Below are 19,706 nucleotides of genomic sequence, written 5' to 3'. Positions count from 1 at the left end.
GGATGAAATAACGGGCGGAGGCAAAAGGAGCTAGTGTGCGATGACCTGCAAGGTGTGGCTGGGGGCGGAGCGACTAAGCAGGCGCGAACGCAGGTGCAGGGAATAGGTGCCGGAAGCAGTTAAGGTTATCTCCGCCATATGATGCGTGGTAGCGGGCAACACTTGGCTACTAACCTGCCGGCCCAGGGCATCATAAACGGTGGCAACCAGGCCGGAGACCTCTGAAAGCGCTACACGGAGTTGTAGCGGCGTACCGGCAGCAGCTGGGTTGGGGCTGAGTTGAACTGAGTTGAATAAGTCGTTGTCGGGAAGTTCCGTGTTCGTCGAACAGCCTAAATCAGGGGCATTACACCTTAGCGCCAATTGCAAGTAGCTGACGGTGTCGGCGGGGAAAGACAGGCCGGTAAACGTGATTTCGTCGGCCGAAACCTCACTTGGTGGGACAATGATAGATGTACCACTGGTTTGCCGTAGTACCAGCGTTTCACCGGGCAATATCCGGTCAAACAGTTGCCGGGGATTGATGCTCAGACTAGTTTTCGGTACCTGCCCATTGGCCTCTACGCGCCAGCGGCGTTGGAGTGGTTGGAGCGTCGGCGAGCCAGACATTGAGCTGTGTGCGGTGGGCGCATTATCGTCAGCCACCAGCAGGTAGGCTGTCTGGACAGGGGCATCTTGCCAACTCAGGGAGAGCAGACCGGGCGCGAGTACGGAAGAGCCGGTTAATCGGGAAAGGTTAGCGCTGGTGTCGTAGGCTAAACCGATGATTCGGTGCCGAAAAACAGGCTCGTCAGTGGCGGTCCAGACGGGGTAGGTTGATCCATCGGAGCGTTGCGCCAGGTAGTTGGTTGGCAAACGCTGATCAAGCGTCAGGCCATGCCTGATGGCGAGGTAGCTTTCGGTAAGTTGCCGTTGTGCGGGGGAGAGTAGTTGGTCGTAGCACAGCAGTTCATGTAGGGTAGGGGAGCCTTGCTCCTCCAGCCTTTCCATTGCACCTGCGTTCCCGCCTAAATCAACATAAGTACGCAGTGCGGTATGCCTGACTGGCGCGAGCCTGACTTCCGTCGAGTCAGACTTATTGATGAGCCGATGCGTCGTTAACGTCGCGTCCGAAGTTGCCCAGATCGTTGCTTCCGCCAATGATTTAGGCGTGTAAACCGCAAAAATATAGTTTGCGTGGGTCGTTTCAGGGACTGGCGGAATGGGTTGCGTGTGGGCTGGAATCGAAGCGGTTAATAATGCGAATAGCACCAGGAAACTCCCTACCCAACCCGTGCGCTGCGCGGCTGCCTGCGGCGGTCCCACGGCGGAGGGGCTTTTTGAAAACGCTGCGCATTTTAATTTAGGCACTTCTCCGGTACATATTAGTTGGAGTCTCTGGAAGTTGATGATGATCATGGGAATTCAATTAACCAACCCAAGGTCACCTGTAAGCCGCTACCCCTGTTGACGTTCTCGATAAAATTGAAACCATTGGCGCGGGTCTCCAGCACATCACTCAGGCCAAGTACGTACCGGGCTTCGACCTGTAAACCGAAGATGAAATCGTAACCGATTTGTCCGATCAAATGGATGTCATTGCTGCCCACCAGGACTTCCCGCAGGCTCTGCTGAATTTGCAGGTCCGGGCCGAGTTCCGGCATATTAGACGTGTACGTCAATTGGTCGGTCGCAACGTTAAAGGCTACCTGGGCGCCCATGCCAAAGTTGATGCCTCCGGCAGGATAAACCTTTATGAGGGACCCCAGACTCAGGTATTGGTAGCTCAATTTGATGTTATAATCCAGGTCGCGGTTGTCGGTGTAATGAAAATTCCCTCCTCTGCTGGAGAACAGAATCTCCGGCTGGACCGCAAACCTGGATTTATAAAACCGGTGATAAAAAGACAAGCCGCCCGCGAACCCGATTTGCGGGAGGGATTCGGTCTGGTACGTGTCTTCCGGAAATACATCGGGGATGATGGTGGTCTGGATGTCGTTGATCTGGTGGCGCGTAGCACCAGCCTTGAATCCATAAAACCAGGTGTCGTGCTCTGGCTGAGCACCGAGGTTGGCCGCCAGGCACAGGGCCAGCAGCAGAAATAGCAATTGTTTCATTTCGGGTTAAGGGATGAACCTTGATTGATTGATGTAAATGTGGGGCTGTCAGGCGTTTAAGTGCAAAAAATGGGGGCGGACATCTACCGGACAGGCTTGGTAGTCTTGTGGTCTGGTAGTCTTATGGTCTTGTAGGCTACCGCAAATGGCCGCTCGCTTCGCTCGTGGTGAAGTGCTGGTTACGCGGAATTCACTGCGAACGAACGTAGTGAGCATCCCCATGCGGTAGCCTAAGCCTATCCTCTACCAAAGTGCGCAGCACCGTTTACTTCGGGCGTATCCCGAAAGACCCCACACCCCAACCCATTCTGGGTTTCTGAACGGGCAGGGCATGGGTCAATCAAGGTAATTCCTGAGTCTCCGGTAGCTGACTTGGTCAGACCACTAGTGGGTAGCCAGCCAGGTAAGTTCAGTATCGGTTAATACCCGGTTGTAGATCCTTATTTCATCTACTACCCCCTTTAGCAAAGGAACCACGTTGTTCTGGCTAAATACGCCACCGATCAGGACGTCGGTTGCTGTATCGGTAGGGTGTCCGCCAAAAGCGATGGTGCCATCTAATTCTCCATTAAGCCATACCGAAAGGTTCGCACCATCATAACTTACGGCTACGTGAACATACTCATTGTACGGAACGGCGGCAGTTCCTGATACGGACCAGGGGACGACGTTGCGATAGGCCTGGATTTCTTCGTCCGCATTAACGGCGAGGTACCAACCCGCAGCTACACCGCCATTAAATTTACTGATGATCGTATTCCTCGAGGCATCTCCCCGATCTTCGAGTTTTACCCAGGCAGCCATAGTGTAGGTAGTACTGGCGCCAAAAGCCAGGTCGGGAGCGGGGCCGTAGTTAATGACGTCGTCGACCCCGTCGAAACGATAGGCCTCGTTGGCAACGCCATGGCGGTCGGTCGTGATGGTGGCACCCGTTACGGTGCCGGCAAGACCAACGGAGGAGATGTCGTCAGCATTCCCGGAGAACGGAACGTGGAACAAAACGCCAATACCCAGAGAGGAGGGTTCCGGTTCTTCCATTGGTGGATCTATGATACCACCGTCATCGTCACCACAACCAAGGGTAAGAAGTAGGGCCAATAGCAGTAGTGGGGGAAATACGTTTTTCATAAGGCAAGGAGTTTCTTAGTGAATAATTCAGCTCGCCCGACCTTGCCAGATCGGTAGGAACCTCGATTGATCACAAAACTCTGGGAGAACCCCTCCCTTACCTATTTTTTTACCCGGACATCAGCCGGACAGGCCTGTTTTAGCAGGCAGACAATCACCGGACGCTGTGCTTTTAGACAAAGATGAGCGAAGCGATTTTTGTCTATAAAGCAGCGTCTGCGGCGCTACCTCCTATTAGTGGTAAGCCAAAAATTAACGATGTGCTCCAATGCCGCCCGGTACGCCTTAGGCATTACTGGCTTATTGACGAAGGCAGCAGCCCCCATCGTGTAGGCATTTTCGATTTCTTCCTTGTCTTCAGAGGAGGAAAACATGATGATGGGGAATGGGGTCCGTTCACTGTTGTCCTGAAGAACCTTCAGAACGCCGAAGCCGTCAATACGGGGCATATGCAGGTCCATTATGGCCAGGCTGATACCTTTTACCGGACGGTTCTTTTTGTAGAATTCAAGGAAGTGTGCTCCATCACGGAGACGGATAACGTCTATCGTTTTATCGATCTGTCGGAGGGTTCGCTTCGCCAGCGCCGCCTCGAGAGGGTCGTCCTCGATTAGTAATACACGATGAGGTGTCATTGTAGCTTTCTGTGAATCGGTAGGTAGATGGGGGGAAGCGCGACACATACTTGCGTAAACGGTTCCCCACCTCTCGCCGCAAGTTCAAGGGATGATAATAGGCGGAAGGTAAGGAAATTGATAATAAACTGCTACTTCAAGAAAAACAAATCAGCAATTTTGGGGTAAATCAAGCCGTTTTTAACCGTTTGGGCCTGGAAACATGATTTATGGGAGGCATAACGGGGCTTATTTCTTCCTGTTTCAGGAAGACACGCACGTTAGTTATAATCGAGCTGAAATGGTTAAAATGCCGAAGTTGCCCCAACTTTAACCGGCAAGCGGATGGTGAATGTTGCCCCAACACCTGGTTTGCCATCGGCCTCAATGACCCCATTTAAGTTCCGCATGATCCGGTGAACGGAAGCCAGCCCTACACCCGTTCCTGGAATGTCGTCCTCAACGTAAAGCCGGCTGAACAGTTTGAACAGCTTGTCCGCATAGGCGGGATCAAAGCCAATACCGTTGTCGGAGAAGCTGATGATGTGCTGCGATTCCTGCAAATAGTAATTGATCCGGACGACCGCCCGCTCCTGCGTGCTGGAGTACTTGATGGCGTTAGACAGCAGGTTCTGAATCACTTGCTCGATCTGACCCGCATCCGTATGAATAATGGGGAAGGCATCTTGCTCGATGATCAGTTCCGGTGCCTGCATTTCAGACTGACGGGTTTTCCGAATCAGTTCTTCCAATAAGTTTTCGATGTTGACCGGGACGATCTGCGGAACATACCGCTGGTTGCGGCTAAGCATCAGCAGGCCATCGATCATTTTACCCAGCTTGTCGGCAGATTGCTCCACGTATCCAAGGTAAAGCTCCCGTTCCTCAGCCGGAGCGTCTGGCTCTTCCCGAATCACTTCGGCAAAGCTGGCGATGTGACGTACGGGAGCCCGCAGATCATGTGCCACACTGTACATGAAGGCCTTCAGTTCTTCGTTGACGGCCTGTCGCTGCGCCTCCAATAATTTTACGTCGTTGATGTCAATGATCAGCCCGATAATTTGCTCCGGTCCGGCGTCTGGCTGATAGCGTTTGGCACTTGCCCGGAACCAGCGGTATTCGCCAGCCTGGTTGAGGTACCTGAATTCAAGGTGAGCACCGGCACCGGTAGTGAAAATATTGAGCGGAATCGGTTTCTTGTCCGGAAGAGAAAGTACGCTTTGGTAAGCAGGAGCACCTTCAGGTGCCCCGATAGTTGCCTGGGCAGGCGCTGATGAAGTTGCCGAAGCAGGGGAGGCAGCATTAGTTTTAACCGGCTTGCGCATCGCTGCAAACTCCAACGCGCGGTTGAGGTCTTCCGGGTGGATTTGCTCCAGGAATTGTCGGTAAGAAGGTGGCATGCCCACGTCGCCATAGCCAAGTATTTCGGCCAGCTGTTCAGAGATGTACATGTAATCACCCCCGACGTTTTGTCGGACAAAGATGCCACCCTCGGCGGCCTCAGTGATTTCTGAAACAATGAAGTTGAAGCGGCGGACTTCCGCTAAATGTAGGTTTGATTCGGCGTGGGAGACCTTCAGTTGTCTTGTTAGACTTCTAATAAGGTCATCCTTCTCATCACCGGTGAGAGAGGTCGTCATTATAAATGTGTGTCAGATAAAACCCGAATAAATAAGAGAGAGTAATACACGAATGTAGTAAACTTAAAGGCGTTTTATTGTGAAAGTCACTAAGCGTTTAGGGAAAGGGGGGGGAAATCGGGGAAATGGTGGTATATGGCGTGAACTGGAGCGGCTTTTTTGCGTTCAGGGGACTTTTATAAGCAGCTTTTACGGGCAATTACCCAAGCAATTATCTTCCTTGGCCCCCTGAATCAGCCTGTTACGGCCGTATTTGATCGCCGGATACACCCCTTACAATTGGTTGCTTGCTACTATAGCGTCCCGATCCATCGCCTGTTGGTCCATTTGCTTGCACCTGCCCCGATAACTATCGGCGCGCCCACATGATGGTATCGTCGCTCCACAGTTTATGGTGGAGGAGGGCAGTCTGAGAATTGAGCCTGCCGGCCTGCTGAATTATCGCACCACCACCCGCACGACAGCGTCCGCTACCCGAAGCAAGTAAATGCCTCCGGAAAGACTTCCCGTTCTTAAGCTGGCGGCGCCCTCGTTTAGCTTTGCTTCCATCACTTTTTTACCCGCTGCGTTGTAAATAATTACGTTGCCTTCCTGATGGCCAGAGCGTACGTTCAAAAGTCCATAAACGGGGTTAGGGAAGACTTGCAGGCCGGATATTGCAATCCTGGCACTAACCAGATCAGAGTACCGCTCTGAGCCATCAAAATCAACCTGCCGTAAGCGGTAATAATAGTTTACGCCCGGCTGTGCAAAATGGTCATCGAACGAGTACTGGTTTCTTCCCGCCGAAACGAAGCCGAGCTCCCGGTAGGCAGCAGCGTCTACTTCGCGCCGCTCCACGTAGAAACCATCATTTTGTTCCTCGTCGGCAGTTTGCCACGCTAACGCAATGTGGGTTTTAGCCGCACTTGCATTAAAACTCAGAAAGGTTACGGGGAGTGCTGAGGTTCCGCAATATCCGATCTTGATGTCATCCAGGTACCACCCCAGTCTGCCGTCACAACCATCGTGCCCCATTACCCAACGAAGGCGGATGTCATCGCCGGGCTGGACTCCCGCTTCGTTCAGATCAACAATGCTGGTACCCCACGTACCGGAGGTGCTGTTCTGATCACTTCCATGAAAAGCCCGTAAGCCAGCAAGCGGATTGTCGTTACCAAACTCATCTTCTAACCGATCATCGTAACCGTTGAACAGAAAGGCATTCATGGAGACAACAACAAAATTACCGTTGTTACGGGAAAGGTAAAGTACCCCTCCGTCATAACCCTTCTGAGTGACGTAGTAGTGATCGAAAGAGAGGATGAACTCCGTTTCTTCAACTGGTAGCGATATGGTCGGACTGGTAAGATGCACCTGCCCGTTTTCCAGGTCATCAAGGCAGTCTCCCGACCGTGGATTAGGTGCGAAAACCCCGAGCCCCGGGCGACCGTCGGGAAGGCTTTCAGTAATGGTCCAGGGTTTGGCATCCCAAGTGGAATCTACCTCGGGCAACTCCACAACGGACCAATCCTGTAAACTGTCCTCCCAGTTCTGCGTCAGGATTATGCCGAAGGCATTAACCGTGGCTGAAGCACAGTTCCCGGGGGCTCCCTGCGCCAGGGTAGGGCTGGGCGGGCACGGGCCTTCACCCCGTAGCTGCGTTTCTGAAATGGCCAGTTCCAGTTGCTGGATGTCTGCTGGCCGGATGATCGAGTCCGAAAGCATGGCGGGCAGCGAGAGCAGGGTAAGCGCTGGAAGGTTTACGCCAAGGAGGTCATTGGCAGATACGACCAGCATGTCCCCCAGGGCAAAGAAATCTGTAACCTGGGTGATGTAATTGTTATTGGCGTGGTGGAAAATATGCATGGCCTTGGTTAGCCCAATGCCGGGAAAGGTGACGCCGTTAACGGTGCCGCCGTCTGCCAGTAAAGCAAATGTCTTGTTCACCAGGCCGGAATTAGTGTGTACCCCGCCGGCATCGTCTTGCTCAGTTGAACAAACGAAATACGGACTGTCCCGGCTGGATGCGTCAAATTTGCACTCAGGGTTCCAAAGGTCCCGCAGCGCAGTGTCTATAGCCGTGGCATCTTCGGCGAGCAGCCAGCGCATATTATTATCGTCACAGTCGGTTCTGGGCAGTTGGTCGTTGGTATCGTCACCGCGGTTATTGAGCAGGTCGAGGCATTCGCCAAAAATATCTGCGTACCCTTCGTTGATGGCGCCACTTTCGAAGGCGTAGATCAGGCCATTCATTGAGCGGATGTAATTGTGAGTCCACTCGTGGCCGACAATGTCGTCGGAGACAACGCCGGTACAGTGGCGGACTACGTTGCCGCCGGCATTGGCGTTGGGGCAATTGTTCAGGAAGGCGTTGGTGACCCCACGCATCTGCCCGTTATTATCATCGTAGCTGATACGGCCGAAAGTCCGGTGGAACAGGTTATAGAACTCTTCGGTGGCAACCAATAATTCCTGATCGTCGGCCGCGAGGTCACCAGGGAAGGCGTCACCTTCGCGCCAGACGGAGTTGAAGCCGGCCGTGTTGCGGTGGTACAGCCGGCGGTCAAGGTCACAATGTAACTGATGGCGAAGTACCAGCTGTCCAGTGGTTACCCGGAGGTACACACGCTCTGCGCGGAAGCCAGCGGGTTCGGTAACCTCGTAGGCTCTGGTCAAAAAAACTGGATTGTCCCGGCCAGGTTGCCAGGGGTTAGCACTTGTCCAGGTAAGTTGCCCCGGAGTTACGTCCCATTGCAGGGCATGGGGATATTTGTCGAGCAGGACCTGCCTGGCTTGTTGGTGGTGATCGGAAGCACTTTGGGGCGCTGGCGCAGGTGCAAAGGAAGTTGGAGAAAGCAGGGTGCCGTTAAACCCGGTAACGTCGCCTTCCTGGTCTAGGGCAACGGTAAAGTTGCCGCCCAGCACCGGAATACCCTCACGATGTTGGGCGAACCGAAGGTATTGCCCACCATTGACACCACGGCGCTGGTGGACCAGTACAGAAGTATTTATTGAATCCTCCACGGCAAGGCCCAGCCCCGCACCAAATTCCTGCATAAAGGCTTCGGCGGTTGCCTCACTGTTGCCTGCTGCGTACCTAATTGGTTTGGTTAGTTGGACCGAAAGGTAGCCATCGCTGCCGTCTGCACGCCATTCAGCTCCAGCCCTTTGTATGGCTGCCCGGGCATCGCCTGCCGCTGAGCGCGACTGGCCGGGGGCCGCGAGGCTGCAGAACAGTAGGAAGAATAGGAGTGAAAATCGGTGCATGGTGTTGTTCAATAGGAAATAGGACGCCAAATCAGTCGATGTCAAGGCCAGATGCAACGTGAATTGGCCAATCAAATTTACGAAAACATACTTTCTATGGTAGTGCTAAACCCGTAAGGTGGCCGGATTAGGGGCAGACCAATTAGGAAACGGGCTGAAATAACGGTCAACGGAGCCTACTTCTCTACTGAATTTAAGTCCATTATCCTACCTTTAGCCCTCTATGAGAATTAAACGTTACGCTAATCGAGATACGAAAAGCGCAACCGCTTCGTTTTGCATTCGCTAAATACGCCCAGATGTTAATGAATTTCCTTTTTCTTTTCCAGACGCCAGATCTCGCTATGGATCAAACTGAACCAGTTGTCGAAAGTGATAACTTATTGAGTGTTCTGCTCGATTCTGGTATGCTGACCATCGCCATCGTTGGTATTCTGCTGGTTCTTTTTATTGTCGGACTCTACATTTTCGTAGAGCGTTACACCACCATCAAAGCTGCCGGACGTGAAGACCAGGGTTTTATGGATCGGATCCGGATGGAGATATCTTCCGGAAACATGGCCAACGCCCGTGCACTTTGTGCCACTACCGATAGCCCCGTTGCCCGAATGGTGGATAAAGGTTTGCAGCGCATTGGTCGACCCCTTAGGGACATCGACGCAGCCGTTGAAAACGTTGGTAATCTGGAGATCTTCCGCCTTGAAAAAGGGCTGAGCACCCTGGCCAGTATCTCCGGTGCTGCGCCAATGATCGGCTTCTTCGGTACGGTAACGGGTATGATTTCTGCTTTCTACGAAATGTCCACGGCGGAGAACATCACCCCCGATGTGCTTGCGGGCGGTATCTACTCCGCTCTGCTGACCACCGCCGCCGGCCTCTTCATCGGTATCCTTGCCTTCGTTGGCTATAACCTGCTGGTTGCCTCCGTTGACCGGGTGGTCTACAAAATCGAACGTACAACTACTGAGTTCATGGACCTGCTCCAGGAACCGGGGTAAAGTCCGGGAGCCAGATAGGCACGGAGTCAGATAGTCTGCTGCTCCAAAAGGCCAATAATACCAACAAACCAATAGAGCAACAGCACCAATAGTCCAATAACTCCAACCATGGGTTTAAAGAAAAGAAGTAAAGTAAGCGCTGAATTTAATATGTCCTCCCTGACGGACATCATCTTCCTGTTGCTGATTTTCTTTATGTTGACGTCGAACATCGTCCAGATCAAGCCTTTTCAACTGCCGATATCCGATAGTCAGACCGTAGCGCCGACCAACATCGTCGTTCAGCTGGAGAAGGATGGTGCCACTTCCGTCAACAACATTGACGTGACCGGTGCCGCCATCAGCCAGGCCATTTCTGATGCGCTTGCGCAGGTAGATGATCAGGATAAAGCTACGGTAACGATTGTGGCTGAAACTGGTGTTCCCTTTGATCGCATCCAGCCCATTATGAAGCTGGCGGCCAGCAGACGGGCCCGGGCCATCATCGCTACCCAACCACGTAGCTAGACGTTCGCTCCGCTCACGCTACAGACGTCGCTTTGTCACTTGTAGAGGGTAGAAGGTAGGCTGCCACACGCCTTTGCTAGCTGCGCTCGTATGTGGGAAGTACCAAGAAACGAAAAGACCAATAGACCAACGAACCAATAGACCAACAGTACCAATAGTCCAACAATGGGTTTAAAGAAAAGAAGTAAAGTAAGCGCCGAATTCAACATGTCCTCCCTGACGGACATCATCTTTCTGTTGCTCATTTTCTTCATGCTCACCTCCACCGTTGTGTCTCCTAATGCCCTGAACCTAAAGCTTCCTGGCCGTTCGGACTCCCCGGAGGTTTCGAACAACCGGAAACTGGACGACGTACGGATCGATAACGACGGCCTTTTCTATTTCAACGGCAAACGAACCACCGTCGAAGCACTGGAAAGAACCCTGGCGGAGAAGGCCGGCGGCAGCTATTCTATGTTCATCTCTCCTGACCGTAAGGCTCCGATCGAGGGTGTTGTCGCGGTAATGGACCTGGCTAACCGGCTCAGTATTAACGGTGTACTGGCAGCGGAAGAGTAGACGGAAACTCGCTCGCTCGGTAGACGGCCGCTTTGCGACCCTGTAGACGACGCTGCGCTTGTAGGCTCCGCACCCCCTCTGCTCGCTGCCGCTCGTTCAGCACCATCGTTAACGGGACTTTAGCCCGCACGAGCGCAGCGAGCATCCCCACGCGGTAGCACTACCCACTACCAAGCGCGAAGCGCGTCTGCCGAGAAAAAAACTAGGCGAGTTTTTGTCTAATCTGTAATTTCAGCCAAATAAGTAAGCAACTGCTCTGCCCGGTGACTGGTAGTATGCTGTTCCAATATCCGCTTCCGGGCTTCGCCGCCGATTTTGCGGCGGTGACCTTCTTCCTTACCATAAAGGACGGCCAGTACATCTTGCTCGTCATTAACGCAGAATACTTCACGGTGGGGTTCGAAGAATTCATCGATGCCGTCCCATCGGTCAGTCAGTACAGGAACGCCGCAGGCTGCTGCGGCCAGCAGGCGGCGAGTTGGCGTATAGCCCATTCGCCGACGATCGGCCCGGCTTAAGACCAGAGAACAGTGTTGGCGGTTATAAAAATCCACCAGATTGGTTTCCGGAAGGTATTCCAGATAGGTGAGGTTCTTTGGCCAGTCAGATTCGAGGTAACCGCTGCCGGTCAGGGAAAATTTGCGGTTGGGCGTCCGCTGGGCGGGCCCGAGCAGCATACTGTTCAGGAGCTCTTGCCGGTCCAGCTTAAAATTTCCGATAAAACCGAGATCATAGTTTTTTTCTGAATCAGTGCGGTAGAAACTGTAGGGGTCTACGCTTTCGTACAGCGGGCGGGCTTGATCAATGCCGTAGGTGGTGGCGAGGTTTTCGAGGAAAGGGCCTCCGGTAGTGGAAAGGAATAAATTGAAGTGGCGCAGGTTATCGGCCGACAGGCAAAAGGCGGCATGGTCTTGGCGACACTGCAGGTGGTCGATGGTTGCGCTGAGGTTCGTGTCGTAGTAAACGGTGATGCCGCGGGCTTCTTCGGCAATCCACTCGGCGATCCGGTTGGTGTCTTGCACCATGCTGCCCATCAGGATGACGTCAGCACTCTGGATGGCGTAGCTGTATTCTTCCAGTAATTGATCGGTGTTGGAGTAGGTCCATACTTCACAGTAGGGCGACTTGAGCATGTCACGAACATATTTCTTTCCGGGCTCGTGCAGCTCCAGAAAGGTGGTTCGGTGTCCGCGTTGGGCCAGTTCGTTGATCAGTCCACGATACAGCTCCGCAGTAGGATTCTCAATGGAGGAGAGAATCGAACGGCCGATGATGACAAAGTCTAATGGAGTAGTTCCGAATTTCACTTTACGAAGGTAGGGATTAGTCTTTAGGTCTTTTAATCTTTCGTCCCTTATTTCGCACCTGCGTTCCCGCCAAAAAAAGCAGCCCGCCCCGAAACCGAAGTTCCAGAGCGGGCTACTAACGGCCCGTTAATCCAACGGACCAAAGCATTAATGGTCCAAAGGACTATTTCTTGATGTACATCACTTCCTTAACTGCACGAATCACCTTCGCCGGGTTAGGCAGGTACTCCTCCACGAGGGTAGGGGCGTACCCGAGGTTGGTGTCGGCACTGTTGACACGGATGACCGGTGCGTCGAGCCAATCGAACGCAGAGCGTTGAATTTCGTAGGTGATCTCCGAGCTGATGCCGGCAAACGGCCAGGCTTCGTCAACCACTACGGCGCGGTTAGTCTTCTTTACGGACTCGATGATGGTCTGGCGGTCAAGCGGGCGAATCGTACGGAGGTCAATGACCTCGGCGCTGATGCCTTCCTTCTCCAGTTCCTGAGCTGCTTCAAGCGCTACCAGGATCATCTTGTTGTAAGAGATCAGGGTAACGTCCGTTCCTTCACGGCGAACGGCTGCTTTGCCAATCGGTACCAGGAACTCACCCTCTGGCACTTCGTCTTCGTAGCCATACAGCATCTCAGACTCCATTACACAGACGGGGTCGTTGTCGCGGATGGCGCTTTTCAGCAGTCCTTTCGCATCGGCAGGGTGGATACAGGAGATGACCTTCAGGCCAGGCGTATTCGCCATCCAGCTTTCAAACATCTGGCTGTGCTGCTGTGCCAACTGGCCGGCGGAGCCCGAAGGCCCCCGGAATACGATCGGACAGTTGAACTGTCCCGCACTCTGGCTGAGGGTCTTGGCGGCGTTATTTACGATCTGGTCGAAGGCCAGAATGGCAAAGTTCCAGGTCATGAATTCCACGATCGGCCGCAGGCCGTTCATCGCAGCTCCTACCCCGATGCCGGCAAAACCGAGCTCAGCAATTGGCGTGTCGATCACCCGGCGAGGGCCGAATTCATCGAGCATTCCTTTACTGACCTTATAGGCACCATTGTATTGCGCTACTTCTTCTCCCATCAGGAAGACGTCTTCGTCTCGGCGCATTTCTTCGATCATCGCTTCGCGTAAGGCGTCGCGCAGGGCAAGTTTTCTAGCCATCGGGGCAAACTGTTTTTAAGGTTCAAATATGCTGTGGTGGCCTAAGCCACCGCTTGTTAAAATTGTTGGGCCGCAGTGTCGAAACTGCTCGCCCTGGAACTGAAGGCGTTGGATTGAACGAAGGTGAAATTTGTAGAAAATGATCTCACTGCAGTAAGACACCCAATAACAAACTATTTTCTTTTTCAACCGCTCCCGGTCACGTTTAGTGCCCGGGAGTATTATACCTTTGCGGCCGCAAAAGTAACCTAAGACCGACACTTTAGGAAACTACTGGCGCTAAGACACACCAGAATAACCTTTTGGCACGTTCATCGTCTTAACACGCGGAACCGTTAAGGGTTCCGAATATGATTTAGATTATCCCAGTTATACATTATTCCATGAAACGTATTGTCCCCAATTCTCGCCTCTTTATCGGTTTTGTCGCTATCGCTATGACGACACTTAGCTCATGTAATCGAGGAGTAGGTTGTCCCACTAATTTCTCACTCAACGAATTCCTGCAAGATTGTGTTTCAGTTGCTATAAATCTCATTTAAGCAACGAAATAACAATTAGCAATATGAAGTGGCACGAAATTCAATCGATCAATGATATAGATGTCATCATTGATCGCAGTCGCGTAGTACCTTGTCTGATCCTTAAGCACAGCACCCGCTGTTCTATCAGCTCGATGGCCAAAAGCCGGCTGGAAATGAGTTGGGACCTCGATGATACCCAGGTTGAAGCTTATTACCTTGACCTGATCCGCTATCGTGAAGTAAGTAATTACATCGCGGATGAATTTGACGTGCAGCACCAATCACCCCAGGCGCTGTTGATCGAGGATGGTAAGTGTACCCATAATGCCAGCCATTTGAAAATTCGAGTGGCAGATTTATACCCAGCTTAGAATAGAAACTAGGAGCCAGGAGCTAGCAAGACTAGCTCCTGGCTCTTAGTTTCTAGCTCCTAGCTCCCTAGTTCCTAACCATGAGTCGTCTCTCCCTTACCGCCGATGGAAGCCACACCCTGTTAAGTCAACAGTTCGGGGTGGATTACCACAGTGCCCATGGGGCCATTCAGGAAAGCCGACACGTTTTCCTTAAACACGGGCTGATGCCGTTGCTGGAAAGCGGACAGACCGTTATCGAGATTTTGGAAATGGGCTTTGGGACTGGTCTCAACGCACTTACCGTTCGCCAGCTGGCCGAAAACTGGCCCGGTGTACAGTTCAATTTTACCACTTTCGAGTTGTTTCCCGTCACTGAAGAAGATATTGCCGGAATCAATTATCCTGAGCTAATGGGCGTTCCCCTGGATTGGCTGACGGAGCTTCATGCGGCAGAATGGGAGGTTTCGGTAGCGATAACCTCAAATTTCTCTTTACGTAAAATTCGCCAGGATTTCCTGAAGGTGATGCCCCGGCCTTATCCTTTACATTCCTTTGACGTGATTTTCTACGACGCCTTTGCTCCCCGCAGCCAACCCGAGTTTTGGACCCAGGAGGCCATGAGAATTTGCCTGGCAGCACTCCAACCCGGAGGCGTTTTCGTGACTTACTGCGCCAAAGGCCAGTTCAAGCGGGATCTTCGGGATGCCGGCTTCAAGGTCGAAGCCCTGCCTGGTCCGCCCGGGAAACGTGAGATGACCCGGGGGAGGGTTGTTTAGTCAGTAGTTTATCGTCGGTAGTCCATAGTCGTCAGGAGTTCAGGCAATGAACCTTTGCGTGTTGAAATTGCGTTGTTTTACTACCCACTATTAAATCCGCGAACTTGGAGAAGGACATAAAATACCTCAGGCGCTGTGCTCAACTGGCTATGCTGGGTGACGGTCGCGTAAGGGATAATCCCCGGGTAGGATCGGTATTGGTACATCAGGACAGGATCATCGGTGAGGGGTATCACCGGATTGCTGGCCAGGGGCATGCAGAAGTAAATTGCCTGGCGAGTGTGCGACCGGAGGATCGGCTGTTGATTCCGGAAAGTACCCTCTACATCAGTCTGGAACCATGTTGTATCACCGGCCGATCCGGAGCGTGTACGGATAAAATACGCCGCGAAGGAATTAAAACCGTGGTGTTCGCGCAGCGTGACCCTACTCCCGGGGTCGCTGGCGAAAGCGTTCGAATTCTGCAGCGAGCCGATATCACGGTGCGTGAATACCCGGATTTCGCAGACACGAAACTTCCGAATGCGCATCGGCATACTTTGGTTACGTTGCAGCGACCTTACGTTGTGCTTAAGTTCGCTAGCTCGTCGGATGGGTTCATTCGTCCAGCTGACCGCAAGGCGGCATACTGGATCACTCATCCGCTGAGCCGGCGATTGGTCCATCGTTGGCGGGCCAATACTTCGGCCATTCTGGTGGGCGGACGTACGGTGGTGGAGGATAATCCTTCCCTAAACACCCGACTGTTTTCCGGCCCGACCCCCCAGCCGGTAATTGTTGATTTGCGGAACCGATGCACGGGAAAAGAAAAGCTGTTTGCTGGCTCGGGTCAGCAACCATTGGTGTTTACTTCCCGCGCGCGACCTGAGTTGGCTGCGGAGGTGGTGGTTTTGGATAAAGACCTTAATCAGGAGGCGCTGACGCAGGTGCTGGGCAAGTTGATGGCGCAACGTGTAGGGGAAGTTACCGTAGAAGGCGGTGCGGCACTACTGAATGCCTTTATCACCACTGGCTTGTGGGACGAGGCCCGTGTTTTTACGGGCACAGCCCGTTTTGGGAGCGGCGTGATTGCCCCCCACCTTCCCGCCGATGCAACCCTGGTCGAAAAAAAAGCGGTAGGGACGGACCGACTGGAGGTGTTCAAAAATATGGCACCAGTACCTGGCACTAGCCGTTAAATCCCCGGAAACTAGTGGTTTACGTTAGCCTCTAACCCCGTACGAAACTTTTCCACCTCAATTTTGCGTTCTCATGCCTCAACCTTTCGCGCCGCGACTTACCTTCGCGGTTCTTAAGGGCCCGTAGCTCAGGGGATAGAGCACCTGATTTCTAATCTGGCGGTCGCAGGTTCGAAACCTGCCGGGCTCACTTTTGCCTTAGTTGATGTACATCGACTAAGGCATTTTTCATTAATGGTGGGTTACAACGGTGTTGCCTCTTGCTCAAGTACCTTTCCTTGTACCTGCGGCCGCGCCCAAGGGAATAATCGAATGGGAGAATAATTGAATGAGAGAATAGCTGCCGCACATATCTGCTCGCTATCGCTCGTATGAAGGCGGTTTTTTGGCACACGCTTATTATCCCCTCACGCTAAGGTGAGCAAGCGAAGCGCAGCGAATGGTGTCAGCGGCAGCTCCTTCTACCATTCACCCCTTCCTCCCTTCCCCCATTTCCTCTCTTCTCCCATTCGCTACGTATCTTTCCCCAAACCCAGAGTGACGCCCACAATGAGTATAGAAGAAACAAATAAACCGATCTCCGGAGAAGCAACCCCCGGCCATTCCATCCGCGAATGGTTTAATGATTTTTTCGACCTGCGGGAAGGGAGTGACCGGGCCGGTGCGGTCCAGTCAATCGTTAGCGGCAAATTAATGCGGGGGTCCAACGCCTGGATGTTGGTCTGCTCAATAATGATCGCCAGTCTGGGGCTGAACCTCAACTCCGGTGCCGTCATCATCGGGGCCATGTTGATCTCCCCGCTGATGAACCCGATTCTTGGAGTTGGGCTGGGTATTGGGACCAATGACCGGGATATGCTGTGGCAAGCCCTGAAGAACTTTGGTATCGCCATCGTCATCGCACTGATCACAAGTATAGTTTATTTTGCGATTACGCCCATCAGCGAATTCACTCCCGAAATTCAGGCCCGTACTGCCCCTACCATTCTGGACGGAATGGTGGCCGTCTTTGGCGGCCTGGCGGGCATTATCTCCATTACTCGTTTAGACAAGACCAACGCAATTCCGGGGGTGGCCATTGCCACCGCCCTGATGCCGCCACTTTGCGTTGCCGGTTATGGTATTGTGGAGTATTTCACGGGGGATGCCGGTAAAGGGCTCTCCATCTTTTGGCGGGCAGGTTACCTCTTTTTTCTCAACTCTTTTTTCATTGCCATCACGGCTTATATCATCATTCGATTATTGCGTTTCCCTTACCGGACTTACGTCAACGCCAAAGAGAAACGGCGCAGCCAGCTTATCATCGGCCTGGTAAGTGTCCTGATGCTTTTGCCCGGCATTTATGTGACCGTGGACGTTTATTCCAAAGTCAGGAACAAGAACGCGGCCAAAGCATTTACAGAAAAATATTTCGAAGAAAGTAAGTTCGATTATAGTTACATCGACGAACACAAGGATAGTCTGATCCTGGTTTATCCCGGAAAAAATATATTTTTGAACCGTGATACCGTCAAATACTACACCAACATCCTCCGGGACTCCTTCAAGCTCAATATTTATGACATTCGTACCAACACTGACGGCATTACCGTCTCTACCCTTGCAGGTATTCAGGGGAGATTGGATAAAATGGGAGGACTGACGGATAATATTGACAGGCTTGAAACAAGGCTTCTTAAAATTGAATCTAGCCAGCAGCAAATCAACCGCAAAATTGTGGAATCATTCAGTGATTCCGTAAGATTCGACCTTTCGCGTCAGACCTTGATTGAGCAATTTTCTGATATAGAAGAGGTCTACTTCGCCAATGTGCCTGCGGCGGACTCAACGGGAGGGTACACCCTGGTCGCCGTACAGCGCAGTCGGCAAGGACCCCGGCTAACAACCACAAAAACGCGTGAAGAACGGGAGGAAATACGGAAAATGCTGGAGATCCTTATTAAGCCCGATTCCCTGGTGCTGGTGGTGGAGGGGATGTAGGTGGGGTGTCTAGTTATCGGGTTGTCCGGTTGTCTAGTTGTCCGGTTATCAAGGGACCAAAGCCTTTTCTAAGCCTTTTCTCAGGCCGCTTAGCACAGGGTTTGGGTAGGCCTCCCCTTATCTTGAGGCTATGAAAAACGACAACAGACTTAACCGGGATACCCGGCGAAATTTTATCAAATATGCTGTTGTAAGTGCAGCATTGGCTTATTCTTCCACCCTTATCGGTGCAGATCCGTTCGCCGTAAACACTAGTTCAGGCGTTAAGCAGTTCCTGAAGGCTTGCCACCAAGGCAACCTGGAGCAGGTCCGGAATTTGTTGGCCACAGATGCCGGACTACTTACTGCCAAGGATAAAACGGGCAGAACCGGATTTACACTGGCCTTACTGGCCGGCCATAGTGATTTGGGTGTTTTTTTACGGGAAGCTGGATATGAGCCGGATCTGCATGAAGCCCTGTTGGCCAGAGACTGGGAGCAATACACGACGCTGCTCGGTGAGCCATCCGCCGCAACGGAGCGGCGCATGAACAATGGACACGCCATGGGAGGAACACCCATGTGGGCCGCCGCCGCAGGCGGAGCAGGCAGCGACATCTGGCGCGTATACGCCAAAGGCGGAGACCCCAATGCCCCCATTCCTGTCGACGCCACCTCCTCCCCACTGGAAAAAGCCTTGCGTTATCCGGACCTGGCCGTGGCAGAATTGACGGCAGCTTCGATGCTGTCAAATAACGCCGACCCGAATCTTTCCGCCAGTGCCGAAGCATCCCCTTTACACATCGCCGCCGAACGGGGGAGTTGGGAATTGGTGGAAATGTTGGTTCGGTTGGGTTCCGATGTGACCCGAAAGAACCGAAAAGGAAAAACAGCAGCCCAGGTAGCCGAGTATTTCGGTAAAAAGGATGTTTGGGACCTGTTGCGGAACGAGCAAAAGATTGCCCGGATTTGTACAACTTCCCGCACGGCTTTTGATAAAGATGGCAAGCCCTATTTAGCTCCGGACCTGGGTAGCCTGCCGTATCATTTGCTGGGTAGTCTGGTGGGAAAGTCCCATGGAAACCTGGAGGCAGTACAGCAAACGGTAAAGGCTGATCCCCGGCTGGCGCACAGTGTTACGCTGACAAGTGAGTCCGGAGTAGAGGCCGGCGCACACATGGGGAATAAAGGAATCGTGGGTTTCTTGCTGGAAAACGGGGCGGCCTACTCCCTGCCAACTGCCGTAATGCAAAATGATGTTACGACCGTCACAAGGCTGCTCGACGAGGACCCTAACCGAGTCCATGAACGTGGAGCCCATGATTTTCCACTGCTTGTTTACCCAATTATCGGGAAATGTGGAGCGGACATGATGAACCTGCTGTTGGAGCGTGGGGCAAAAGTGGAAGCGCAACATTTTTTAGGAACGACGGCTTTACACTGGGCTTGCATGCGAGGGCAACTTGAAGTGGCGGAATTGCTGGTAGAAAATGGTGCCGATGTGAACCGGGTCGGCCGGAAGTTCTCCAGTCAGGGCCAGACGCCCTTGCAAAATACGAAGGACGAAAAGGTGGCGGCTTTCCTCCGCAGCAAGGGGGCTAAAGCAGCGGTCGGCGCAAAGGATAAAAGGGAGGGGTATTGAATGGTGGTGTGGCAGGCCTTGTAGCAG

Annotated in this window: 16 protein-coding genes and 1 tRNA gene; 9 read left to right on the top strand and 8 right to left on the bottom strand. The window is 52.8% G+C overall.

Going from position 1 to position 19,706, the window contains the following annotated elements:
* Positions 1-30: 30 nt before the first annotated feature.
* From B036_RS0104550 to B036_RS0104525, 6 genes are all read right to left on the bottom strand, one after another.
* Entirely contained in the window at positions 31-1,398 is a 1,368-nt protein-coding gene (locus B036_RS0104550; RefSeq protein WP_020567505.1) for a hypothetical protein, read from the bottom strand.
* Entirely contained in the window at positions 1,395-2,096 is a 702-nt protein-coding gene (locus tag B036_RS0104545; RefSeq protein ID WP_020567504.1) for a porin family protein, read from the bottom strand. The genes B036_RS0104550 and B036_RS0104545 overlap by 4 nt, the downstream gene beginning before the upstream one ends.
* A gap of 384 nt (positions 2,097-2,480) precedes the next feature.
* The gene (locus tag B036_RS0104540; RefSeq protein WP_020567503.1) at positions 2,481-3,224 is read right to left on the bottom strand and encodes a LamG domain-containing protein; all 744 of its coding nucleotides are present in this window, start codon (positions 3,222-3,224) and stop codon (positions 2,481-2,483) included.
* A 224-nt stretch (positions 3,225-3,448) separates the two neighbouring features.
* Positions 3,449-3,859 carry a response regulator gene (locus tag B036_RS0104535; protein ID WP_020567502.1) on the bottom strand — a complete coding sequence of 137 codons (411 nt, stop codon included), beginning with the start codon at positions 3,857-3,859 and terminating at the stop codon, positions 3,449-3,451.
* Between the two features lie 284 nt (positions 3,860-4,143).
* Positions 4,144-5,478: a PAS domain-containing sensor histidine kinase gene (locus B036_RS31640; RefSeq protein ID WP_020567501.1), complete on the bottom strand. Its 1,335-nt coding sequence runs from the start codon at positions 5,476-5,478 to the stop codon at positions 4,144-4,146.
* Positions 5,479-5,916: 438 nt separating this feature from the next.
* Complete coding sequence (locus tag B036_RS0104525) at positions 5,917-8,727, bottom strand: M4 family metallopeptidase (protein ID WP_020567500.1); 2,811 nt, start codon at positions 8,725-8,727, stop codon at positions 5,917-5,919.
* Positions 8,728-9,032: 305 nt separating this feature from the next.
* Between B036_RS0104525 and B036_RS0104520 the strand changes: the two genes are divergently transcribed.
* The 3 genes from B036_RS0104520 (at position 9,033) to B036_RS0104510 (ending at position 10,790) form a co-directional block, all read left to right on the top strand.
* Positions 9,033-9,725, top strand: a complete 693-nt coding sequence (locus B036_RS0104520) for a MotA/TolQ/ExbB proton channel family protein (RefSeq protein ID WP_020567499.1) — start codon at positions 9,033-9,035, stop codon at positions 9,723-9,725.
* Positions 9,726-9,833: 108 nt separating this feature from the next.
* Complete coding sequence (locus B036_RS0104515; RefSeq protein ID WP_020567498.1) at positions 9,834-10,232, top strand: ExbD/TolR family protein; 399 nt, start codon at positions 9,834-9,836, stop codon at positions 10,230-10,232.
* A 165-nt stretch (positions 10,233-10,397) separates the two neighbouring features.
* Positions 10,398-10,790: an ExbD/TolR family protein gene (locus B036_RS0104510; protein WP_020567497.1), complete on the top strand. Its 393-nt coding sequence runs from the start codon at positions 10,398-10,400 to the stop codon at positions 10,788-10,790.
* Between the two features lie 218 nt (positions 10,791-11,008).
* On the opposite strand, the gene B036_RS0104505 is transcribed toward B036_RS0104510, so the two are convergent.
* Together B036_RS0104505 and B036_RS0104500 are read right to left on the bottom strand one after the other, a co-directional pair.
* Entirely contained in the window at positions 11,009-12,097 is a 1,089-nt protein-coding gene (locus B036_RS0104505; protein WP_020567496.1) for a CgeB family protein, read from the bottom strand.
* Between the two features lie 163 nt (positions 12,098-12,260).
* Positions 12,261-13,247: a pyruvate dehydrogenase complex E1 component subunit beta gene (locus B036_RS0104500; RefSeq protein ID WP_020567495.1), complete on the bottom strand. Its 987-nt coding sequence runs from the start codon at positions 13,245-13,247 to the stop codon at positions 12,261-12,263.
* Positions 13,248-13,812: 565 nt separating this feature from the next.
* Between B036_RS0104500 and ytxJ the strand changes: the two genes are divergently transcribed.
* From ytxJ to B036_RS0104470, 6 genes are all read left to right on the top strand, one after another.
* A complete protein-coding gene (gene ytxJ / locus B036_RS0104495; RefSeq protein ID WP_020567494.1) occupies positions 13,813-14,142 on the top strand; it encodes a bacillithiol system redox-active protein YtxJ in 330 nt (109 codons plus the stop codon).
* 80 nt (positions 14,143-14,222) lie between these two features.
* On the top strand, positions 14,223-14,900 hold the full coding sequence (gene mnmD / locus B036_RS0104490) for a tRNA (5-methylaminomethyl-2-thiouridine)(34)-methyltransferase MnmD (RefSeq protein ID WP_020567493.1): 678 nt from the start codon (positions 14,223-14,225) through the stop codon (positions 14,898-14,900).
* Between the two features lie 104 nt (positions 14,901-15,004).
* The gene (gene ribD / locus B036_RS0104485; RefSeq protein WP_020567492.1) at positions 15,005-16,078 is read left to right on the top strand and encodes a bifunctional diaminohydroxyphosphoribosylaminopyrimidine deaminase/5-amino-6-(5-phosphoribosylamino)uracil reductase RibD; all 1,074 of its coding nucleotides are present in this window, start codon (positions 15,005-15,007) and stop codon (positions 16,076-16,078) included.
* 117 nt (positions 16,079-16,195) lie between these two features.
* Positions 16,196-16,268 (top strand) — tRNA-Arg (locus B036_RS0104480).
* 359 nt (positions 16,269-16,627) lie between these two features.
* Positions 16,628-18,058, top strand: coding sequence for a DUF389 domain-containing protein (locus B036_RS28055; RefSeq protein ID WP_020567491.1), 1,431 nt, complete (start codon positions 16,628-16,630; stop codon positions 18,056-18,058).
* Positions 18,059-18,188: 130 nt separating this feature from the next.
* Entirely contained in the window at positions 18,189-19,679 is a 1,491-nt protein-coding gene (locus B036_RS0104470) for an ankyrin repeat domain-containing protein (RefSeq protein WP_020567490.1), read from the top strand.
* The last annotated feature ends 27 nt before the right edge of the window (positions 19,680-19,706 follow it).

The organism is Neolewinella persica DSM 23188 (assembly GCF_000373105.1).
Taxonomy (GTDB): domain Bacteria; phylum Bacteroidota; class Bacteroidia; order Chitinophagales; family Saprospiraceae; genus Neolewinella; species Neolewinella persica.
This window is presented reverse-complemented; position numbering and strand designations above follow the sequence as displayed.